Origin of the sequence: Frateuria defendens (assembly GCF_001182895.1) — a bacterium.
Lineage (GTDB): Bacteria > Pseudomonadota > Gammaproteobacteria > Xanthomonadales > Rhodanobacteraceae > Frateuria_B > Frateuria_B defendens.
Genome location: NZ_LFQR01000118.1, coordinates 1 through 10,462, shown reverse-complemented (window position 1 = coordinate 10,462; position 10,462 = coordinate 1). Strand labels below are relative to the sequence as shown.

2 protein-coding genes are annotated in these 10,462 nt (G+C 69.9%); both read left to right on the top strand.

Going from position 1 to position 10,462, the window contains the following annotated elements:
* The first annotated feature begins 82 nt into the window (after window positions 1–82).
* Window positions 83–1,780 (top strand): ShlB/FhaC/HecB family hemolysin secretion/activation protein, encoded by a 1,698-nt coding sequence (locus tag ACH65_RS14725; protein WP_064504873.1) that lies wholly within the window; start codon window positions 83–85, stop codon window positions 1,778–1,780.
* Window positions 1,781–1,831: 51 nt separating this feature from the next.
* A partial coding sequence (locus tag ACH65_RS14720; protein ID WP_049623372.1) for a two-partner secretion domain-containing protein occupies window positions 1,832–10,462 on the top strand: 8,631 nt, incomplete at its 3' end.

Below are 10,462 nucleotides of genomic sequence, written 5' to 3'. Positions count from 1 at the left end.
TACCGCCCACGCTCCTAGGATGGGTAGTTCGCTCTTCGGCTCAGTGCCATATGGGCTGGGCCATGGTTGTCGCGTCGTGACGATGTTGGCCGGCGTGGGATTCGCCGCCAGTCAAGCCGCCGCGCAAACGCTGCCGCCGCCGGACCAGACGGGCCGGGCTGCGCAGGCCGCGCAGGATCAGGAACAACGTGAGCGTGCAGAGCGGCAGGCCGAACAGCGCGAACGCCAGCGCACGGCCCCTGATGTACGCCTGCAGGCACGCACCTCCGGCGACTACCGCCAACTGGCCTTGCCGCAGGAATCCCCCTGTTTCCACCTGAAGACCTTGCGCCTGGAAGGGCCGCGCAGCGATGCGTTCGGCTTCGTGCAGTCCTACCTGGACCGCTATGCCGGCCAATGCGTCGGGGTGCAGGGCTTGCAGCTCCTGGCCCATCGGGTGTCGGATCTGATCCTTGCTCGCGGCTATGTCACCACGCGCGTGGCCGTGCCCGAGCAGAACCTTGCCCAGGGAAACCTGCGCCTTCTCCTGGTGCCGGGCACGCTCGGCGCCGTGCGCTTCGCGCCGGGGTCGGCGAAGGTGGATTGGCGCAGCGCCTTGCCGATGCGTCCCGGCGACCTGCTCAACCTGCGTGACATCGAGCAGGGGCTGGAGCAGTTGAAGCGCGTGCCGTCGCAGGACGTCAAGATCGACATTGCGCCGGGCAGCGCGCCGGACAGCTCCGATCTCGTGCTCACGGTGACCCGCGACAAGCCATGGCGCGTCACCTTCAACCTCGATGACAGCGGCTCCAATGCCACCGGCCGGGAGCAAGGCGGCATCAACCTCGCGCTCGACCAGCCGTTGGGCATCAACGACTTGTTCAGTGCCGGCGTCAATCATTCGGTGGGCGGTTACCGCGGCGAGAAGGGGACGCACGGCGCCAACTTCAACTACGGGCTGCCCTGGGGCAACTGGACCTTCAACCTGGGCAGCTGGAACTACGGTTATCGCCAGCCGGTTACCGGCTCGGACACCACCTTCGACTTCACCGGCCGCTCGCGTACGACCTCGGCGAGCGCCACGCGCCTCCTGCACCGCGACGCGCGCAGCCGCACCTCGATCCAGTTCACGATCAATGCCCGCCAGGCGCACAGCTACGTCAACGGCGTGGAGATTGCCGTGCAGCGCCGGCAGACGCGCGCGGCCGAACTGGCCTTGCTGCACCGCCGCTACCTCGGTAATGCCCAGCTCGATCTGCGCCTGGCCTACCGTCGCGGCGTGCCTTGGTTCGGCGGGCAATGGCAGGCGGCCACGCCCGGCGGCCCCACTTACCGCTACGGCGTGACCACGCTCGATGCATCGCTGAGCCTGCCGTTCCAGTCGCTGGGCCAAAGCTGGCTATGGACGTCCGAACTGCGTGCGCAGGGCACCGGCGACCGGCTTTACGTCGAGGACTATCTCACCATCGGCGGGCGCTACACCGTGCGCGGCTTCGACGGCGAGCAGACCCTGGGCGGTGCGCACGGCGCCTACTGGCGCAACACCCTGGCGCTCCCGATGGGTAGCAGCGGCCTGGCGCTGTACGGCGGCCTGGACATGGGCCGGGTCGGCGGTGCGCAGGTCAACGAAGGGGCAGGCAATGGGCTCTCCAGCCATAGCCTGAGCGGCGCCGTGGTCGGCCTGCGCGGTGGGCGCTGGAATCTCAACTGGGATCTCTTCGCCGGCTGGGCGCTGCACGAGCCCAGGGGGGTCCGTACCCGTCGGCCGGCCGCCGGCATGCAGTGGATTTACACGTTTTGATGTGAGTCCGGCCATGCCGGATTCGGAACGGAGTCGACAAGGATCGAGGCCATGATGGACACGCGACGTTCTCACTCCTCCCGCCGCGCCGCGAACCCGGCCGGCGGCGCGCGCTGGCCGCGTACTTTGCAGCGGCAACTGCTGTGGACCGCGGTGACGCTGGCGCTGGGCCTTCCGGCCGCGCACGCGCAGGTCCATCCGGATGGCAGCACCCAGACCGCCACGCTGGCGGCGTCCAACGGCGTGCCGGTGGTCAATATCGCCGCGCCCAACGGAGCGGGGTTGTCGCACAACCGTTACCAGCAGTTCGACGTCGGCACGCAAGGGCTGATCCTCAACAACAGCAGCCAGCTCTCGCAGACGCAGCTGGCCGGCTACGTCTACGGCAACCCGAACCTGAGCGGGAGCACGGCGGCGCGGCTGATCCTCAACGAAGTCACCGGCACGCAGCGCAGCCAGCTCGGCGGCGCGCTCGAAGTGGCCGGGCAGCGCGCGGAGGTGATCGTCGCCAATCCCAACGGCATCGACTGCACCGGCTGCGGATTCATCAACGCCTCGCGAGGCGTGTTGACGACAGGGCGTCCCGTGTTGGGCAGCGACGGAAGCCTGCAGGCGCTGAACGTCGCCGGCGGTACGATCACAGTCAACGGCCAGGGGCTGGACGGCAGCGGCATCGACCGGGTGGACCTGATCGCGCGCGCGGTCAGCGTCAATGCCGGCGTGTGGGCGCGGCAGCTCAATGTCGTCACCGGCGCCAACCGGGTCGACTACAACAGCCTCGCCACCGCTCCCATCGCGGCGGAGGGCGACAAGCCGGCCGTGGCGCTGGACGTTTCGGCGCTGGGCGGCATGTACGCCGGCGTGATCCGGCTGGTCGGCACCGAGGCCGGCCTGGGCATCAACAATCGCGGTGAGATCGCCGCGCAAAGCGGCGACCTCACGCTGACCAGCGCCGGCGATGTGGTGCTGGCCGGCCGCACGACGGCCACCGGCTCGGTGACGGTCGGTGCACTGCAATCGGTGAGCCATACCGGCACCGTCGCGGCCGGCGCTGCCGTCAACGTCCATGCCGGCGGCGACCTGACGTCCGGCGGCGTGCTCTACAGCGGTGGCCCGATGACGCTCTCGGCGGGTGGGCAGTTCGCCAACCGCGGCCAGGTGCAGGCGCAGGGCGGGGCACTGACGTTGCAGGCCGGCGCCGCCGCGGTCAACGGGCAGGGCGCGACGGTCTATGCTGGCGGTCCGCTCGCGTTGAGCGCCGCTTCGTTGAGCAATGCCGGCACGTTGGAGTCGGCGCAGGGCTTCAACCTGTATCTGGGGGGCGACGTCGACAACAGCGGCGTGTTGCAGGCCGATGGCGGCGATCTCGCCTTCAGCGGCGTGGCCCATGCGACCAACGGTGGCAGCCTGAGCGCCGCCGGCGATGTCGCGCTGATGGCCGCCCAGTCGCTCCGCAGCACGGGGTCCATGGTGGCCGGCGGCAATGTGTCCTTGGGCGGCAGCGACCTGACCACGGCAGGCATCGTGCAGGCCGGCAAGGCGTTGTCGCTGAGCGGCGGCAGCCTGAGCAACAGCGGCAAGCTGTACGCGCTGGGCGGCGACGGCACGGTCACCCTGACGGGCGCCCTGACCAGCGCTGGCAGCGGCGATCTCTACAGCGTCGGCACGTGGACGATGAATGCGGCCTCGTTCACCAACGCCGGCGCGGTGGAAGCCAAGCAGGCCCTGAGCCTGAGCAGCGGCGGCGACATCAGCAACACGGGCACCTTGCAGGCCGACAACGGCGACCTCAGCCTGCGTGGCGGCGGCAGCCTGGGCAACCGCGGCACGCTGAGCGCCACCGGCAACCTCACACTGAGCACCGGCCGGGCCCTGAGCAGCACGGGCCAGGCCGTCGCCACCGGCAACGTGAGCCTGGAAGGCGCCGACCTGGCCACCGGCGGCGTGGTGCAGGCCGGGCAGGCCTTGAACCTGCGCGCGCACGGCGCGCTGACCAATGCCGGCAAGCTGCACGCGCTGGGCGGTGGCTGGACGGCGCAGGTCGACGGCAGTTTCGGCAACCAGGGCACGGGCGACCTCTACGGCAGCGGCGACGTCGTGCTCAAGGCCGCCTCGCTGACCCAGGCCGGCACGCTGGAGGCGACGCACTCGGCCACGCTCGGCATCGGCGGTGCGCTCGCCAATACCGGCGTGGTGCAAGCCGATCAGGGCGACATCGCGCTCACGGCAGGAAGCCTCGACAATGCAGGTACCTTCAGCGCCACGCGCGCGCTCGGTGCCACCGTAGGCACCCAGGCGAGCAACAGCGGCACGTTGGTGAGTGGTGCAGGGCTTTCCCTTGCGGCCGGCCATCTGATCAACGCCGCCACCGGCCAAGTTCAGAGCGGCACCGATCTTCACGTGCAGGCGGCCGCGCTGGACAACGGCGGCAGCCTGTACGCCAAGGGCAGCGGCTATGCCGGCGGAGGAGATTTCAACAACCTCGCTGGCGCGCAATGGCTCGCGGACGGTGCGTTGACGTTGGACAACACCGGCGCAGTGAGCAATGCCGGCGTGCTGCAGGCCGGGAGCGATCTTGCCCTGGGGCATGCCGCCTCGCTCTCCAACGTGGCCGGCGCGACGGTCTATGCGGGTCATGACCTCGACCTGGCCTTGAGCCAGGCATTGAGCAACGCGGGCCTGCTCTACGCGGCGCACGCCGCCACGTTAGCGGCCGGGCGTGTCGACAACCCCGGCATCCTGCGCAGCGGCGGCACGCTTGCGGTGAGCAGTGCCGGGGACATGTCCAGCAGCGGCGCCATCCAGGCACAGCAGACCCTGGACCTTTCCAGCGGCGGCGCACTGACCAGCAGCGGCAAGCTCTACGCCATCGACGGCCCCTTCACCGCGCATGCCACCGGCAACTTCACGTCCAGCAGCGGCGGCGACCTCTACAGTGGCGGCGACATCGCCATCACGGCCGGGGCCTTCGCCAATGCCGGGACGCTGGAAGCCAAGTCCGGTGCGGCCATCACGGCCGGCACCGGACTGAGCAACAGCGGCGCCATGCAGGCCGACAACGGCGACCTCGATCTTGCCGCCGCGACGCTGGACAACGAGGGGGCGCTGAGCGGCACCGGTGCGCTGAGCCTGAGTGGCACCCAGAGCCTGAGCAACGCGGGCACGGCGGTCAGTGGCCAGGCCATGCGGTTGACCACGGCCAGCCTGGTCAACAGCGGCCAGATGCAGGGCGGTGGCGACGTCGTCGTCCAGGCGGCGGCCGTGGACAACAGCGGGCGCGTACAAGCCGGTGCGGCCTTGAGCCTGAGTGGCAACCAGACCCTGCTCAACCGCACCACGGGCCAGTGGCTGGCCGCCGGCGGCATCAGTGCCGACACCGCGAACCAGTTGACCAATGCAGGCGTGGTCCAGGCCGGCGGCAACCTGTCCGTCGCCGGCCAAGGCAGCCTGGACAACCAGGCCGGCGGCACGCTCTACGGTGCGCAACAGGCCACGTTCCAGCTCGGTGGCGGCCTGACCAACGCGGGCACCGTGTATGGCGCCCAGGGCGTGAACCTGACCCTGGCCAGCCTGGACAACGGCGGCACGGTGCGCAGTGGCGCGGCGATGAACGCGGCCATCGCCGCTGCCGCGGGCAACAGCGGCAACGTCTATGCGCTGGGCAATCTTTTCTGGCACCTCGGCGGTGCGCTGACCAATGCGGGCGTGCTGGCCGCCGCCGGCAACGCCAGCGTGCAGGCGGGCAGCCTGGACGGCGCCGGCACCCTCGCCGCGGGCCTGCAGGCCGATGGCACCTTGGGCACGTCCGGCGATCTCGGCGTGACCGTGGCCGGCGCTCTCGGTTCGCACGGCCGCATGCTGGCCGGCAACGGCCTGACACTCCGCGGCAGCGCCATCGACCTTTCCGGCAGCCAGACCCGCGCCGGTGGCCATGCCGGCCTCACCGCGACCCAGGGCGACGTCGACAACCGCGGCGGCGACTTCGCGGCCAACGGCACGCTCACGCTGAATGCGGCCGGCGCGCTGCTCAATGGCGGCACCGTCACGGCGCAGGGCGGACGGCTCAGCGCGGGCACGCTCTCTCTCGGCATCACCCGTCTCGACAATCGCTACGGCAACCTGCTGCAAAGCGGTGGCGGCGATCTTGGCGTCAATCTGGCCGGGGCTTTCGACAACGCTCACGGCAATTTCGCGGTCAACGCCGGCAACCTCACCCTCGGCGCGGCATCGCTGGACAACAGTGCCGGCACCATCCAGCACGCGGGCACGGGCACACTGCGCCTGACCGCCGGCGGCGACCTGCTCAATACCGGCGGGCGCATCGCCGGCAACGGCGCACTGGCGGCGAACGCCGGTGGCAACCTGGACAACAGTGCCGGCGGCAGCATTGGCATGGCCGGCGACGTCACGCTCGCTGCCGGCGCGCTGAACAACAGCGGTGGCACGCTGAACAACAGCGGTGGCACGCTGGCCGCGCGCAACGTGGGTCTCAGCGTGACGGGTGCCGCCACCAATGCCGGCGGCACCGTGCAGGCTGGCGGCACGCTGACGGCGACGCTGGGCACCTTGGACAACCGGTCCGGTTTCTTCAAGGTCACCGGCAACCAGGCTCTCGGCCTCACCACAGCCGGTGCGCTCAGCAACGCCGGCAACGGTTTCATCGGCGGCAACGGCGACGTCTCCGTGCATGCGGGCAGCTTGCTCAACGCAGGCCAGATCTATGCCGGCCGCGCGCTGGATGCCGAGGCCAACGGCCCGCTCACCAACGACAACGGCGCCTTGCAGGCATTGAGCCATCTCCATGTCCGCAGCGGCTCGACCTTGAGCAACCGCCAGGGCCGGCTGGAAGCGGGCGCCGGCAACGGCGCGGCTACGCTCGACGTCAACGCGGCCAGTCTCGACAATACCGGAGGCCGTCTTGCCAACGCCGGCGCCGGCGCCACCACCGTCGCGGCCGGCCGTGGCATCGCCAACCAGGGCGGCACGCTGGGTGGACAGGGCAACGTGAGCTTGAGTGCGGGGAGCCTCGACAACAGCGGCACGGGGCACCTCGTCGCGGGGCAGGATCTCACCCTGGTCCTGGGTGGCATGAACAACGCCGGCGGCACCGCCTACGCCGCGCGCCAGCTCGGCTGGAGCAACCGCGGAGCCAGCCTGACCAACACGGCCGGCGGCGCCATCAGCGCCGGCGGCGATGTGAGCCTTGCCCTGGCGCAGCTGAACAACGACGGCGGCGATCTGGGCGCAAACGGCAACATCGGGCTGGACCTCGGCAGCCTCCTCGGCAATGGTCGCGCCGTCGCGGGACAGGATCTGAGCCTGAGTCTGTCGGGCGGCTACACCAACGGAAGCGGCAGCCAGATCAAGGCCAATCGCGATCTGACCCTGTCCCTGGGCGGCGATTTCAGCAATCCCTCCGGCGCCACGCTGGAGGCGGTACGCCATCTCACCATCAACGCAGGCAACATCACCAATGCCGCCGGCGCCACGCTCAACAGTGCCGGCACCGCGCTCAACGCCCGTGGGAGCCTGAGCAATGCCGGCCGCGTGGAAGGCGACACGCTCACCCTCAATGCGCCCACCATCAGCAATACGGGCACCCTCATCGGCGGGGCGATCACTGCCACGGCGGGTAACTTCACCAATGGTGCCGACCTGGGGCAAGCCACCGGCAATCCTGCCTACCAAGGGGCATTGGTCGCGGCGACCGACAGCATCTCGCTGTATGTGAGCGGCACGCTGCTCAACCGCGATGCCACCCTCTTCACGCTCGGTAACCTCACGATGGCGGCCGACGCGGCGGGTCACCGCAGCGCGGCCGTGATGAACCGTTCCGGCGATATCGAGGCCGACGGCAGCATCTATCTGGCGGCGAACCAGTTCACGAACGAGCGGCGCGTCTTCGAGACTCAGCTCTACCAGCTCAGTGCGGCCGAGCAGGCGTTGAACAGCTACACCGAGGGATCGGTGAAGCGCTATCGCTATGACGACGGCGATCCCACGCACCAGCCTCCCTACGTTGACGCCAGCCAGGTCGTCGGCGCCAGCGAAGTGGCCCAGGCCGATGCCTATTGCGTGACGCACGACAGCGACAGCTCTTCGCGATGCGTCGGCTATCGCAGCGGCAGCGGCACGGCTAGCAGCTTCCAGGGTACCAGCACCGACACCGTGCTGACCCAGACTCTGCTGTCGCGCAGCAGCGCCAGAAGCCAGCTGCTGGCCGGTGGGGACATCACGATTTCCGGCTCGGTGCTCAACGACAAATCCGCGATCGCGGCAGGCCACAACCTGATCGTCAACGGCCAGGACGGCAATGGCGGCGGCGGTGCGGTCGGCGGCGAAACCGTGAGTAACATCGCCTGGACGCCGACAGTGACCGTGGGCCGGAATACCGTCGCGCAGGTCGAGTTCGAGCACCTGATCCACGATCCCCGTCGCTGGGTCGGGGGCGACTTCCAGACCTACGGGAGCACGCAGTCCAGCTACGAGATGAAGCTGGCCCAGGCTCAGGGACTGTTCGGCGCCTTGCGCGGCAGCGATGCCGCGGATGCGGTCATGAGCGCCGGTGACACGGTCGCCATCACGGCTCACACCATCGACAACGTCGTCGTGGGTGCAGACGGCCAGCCCGTACACAGCGTTATCGGCCTGGGCGGCAATAGCGGCAGCCAATCGGTCGGCGGCGGCGCCGTCGGTGCCGTCGGTGCTGTCGCAGGCGGAACCGGAAACGTGGGCGGTGTAGCGCTGGGCCAGGCGCCAGGCGCCACGTCCGGTGGATCGCTGGATCTGGCCCAGGGGCGAACGGTCGCGGGCCATGGCGCAGGCCCCGGTACGGCCGGTGCCAAGGACACGGGCCCGCTCGGTGCGGGCAGCCGTACCGGCACACCCATGTCCGCCCCGCAGGTCGTCGCCGGCCTGGGCGGCCCGAACCCCACCGTCGGCCTGCCGCAATCGGGGCTGTACACGGTCCACAGCGAGCCGAGCAGTCCTTACCTGGTGGAGACCGACCCGCGCTTCACCAGCTACACACAGTTCATCAGCAGCGACTACCTGCTGGAGAAGCTGGACTACGCACCGGACAATGTGCGCAAGCGCCTGGGCGACGGCTTCTATGAAGAACGCCAGGTACTGGACCAGATCACCTCGCTCACGGGGCGGCGCTTCCTCTCGGACAATACCGACGCGCTGTCGCAGTACCGCGATCTGATGAACAACGGCGCCCAGGCGGCGCAGCAGTTCTCCTTGAGCGTGGGCGTGGCGCTGACGCCCGAGCAGATGGCCAGCCTGACCCAGGACATGGTGTGGCTGGTATCGGTCAATGTGGACGGCCAGCAGGTGCTGACGCCGGTGGTGTACCTGAGTGCCGAGCATGCGAAGGCGCTGGCCGCGGGCGGGGCGACCATCGCCGGCAAGAACGTGATCCTGACCGCCAGCGGCGACATCACCAACCACGGCACCATCGCCGCGAGCCAGGATGCACAGCTCACCGCGTCGAACCTGCTCAACAGCGGCACGCTGAGCGCCGGCAACAACCTCTCCGTCACGGCCGCGCAGGACATCTTGAACGGCGGCACGTTGAGCGCCGGCGGCAACGTCAGCCTGGTGGCGGGCAACGACGTGCGCTCGGGCGTGAGCGTGGCGCAGCAGCTGGGCACGGTGAACCTGGGCAACCTGAGCGGCCCGGTGTCCACGGTGGCCCTGACGACGCTCCAGCCGGGGCGCATCACGGCGGGCGGCGACCTGGGCCTCAGCGCGGGTCGCGACCTGAGCCTGGATGCGGCGCCGGTGGCGGCGGGCGGCAGCCTGGCGCTGGCGGCGGGCCGCGACCTTACCGCCACCGCCACGGCGATCAGCGCCGGGCGGGATGCCCAACTGGTGGCCGGGCGCGATCTCAGCTTGGCGGCGACGGGTCGAACCGTTGGCCAAGGTGGCGTGAAAGACGGCACCGAGCACACCACGCATACGGTCAGTACGCTCACGGCCGGCGGCGTAGTGGCCGTGGCGGCGGGCCGCGACCTGAGCGGCCAGGGCGCGCAGATCCAGGGCGAGGCGATCGGCCTCGGCGCGGGTCGCGACCTCGCCCTGACGGCCGTGACCGACACGGCGCGCAGCGCCAGCCAGACGGTGCAAGGCCATACGGTCATCGACACCCGCACGTTGGATCAGACCGTGCGCGGCGCCACGCTGGCCGGCATGAACGGCGTGACGCTGAGCGCGGGGCGCGATGCGGCCCTCACCGCCAGCACGCTCGGCAGTGACAAGGGGGCCGTGACGGTGGCCGCAGGCCGCGACGTGACCCTCAACGCCGCCACCGAGACCCACCGCTGGGAGCAGGACACCAAGAAGACGACCAGCGGTTTCCTGAGCAGCAAGACCACCAAGACCCACGATGCGACGAGCGACAGCTACGCCGTCGGCAGCACACTGAGCGGCAACGCGGTCAGCGTGGCGGCCGGGCATGACCTCACCGCGACGGCGGCGCAGCTGACGGCGGGCCAGGCACTCGTGCTCAGCGCCGGCCACGACGTGGCGCTGAACGCCGGCGAGCAGACGCACAGCGAGGCGCACAGCCAGTCGGTCAGCCAGAGCCGCTTCTTCAACACCAGCGCCACGCGCTTCGGCGCGGTGGATCCGGAAGCGAGCCGCCGCGATGACAGCCACAGCCTGGCGCAGACGTGGAGC

Coding starts and splice junctions, on each gene's coding strand:
- ACH65_RS14725 (WP_064504873.1), top strand. CDS start 83: ATGTTGGCCGGCGTGGGATTCGCCGCCAGTCAAGCCGCCGCGCAAACG.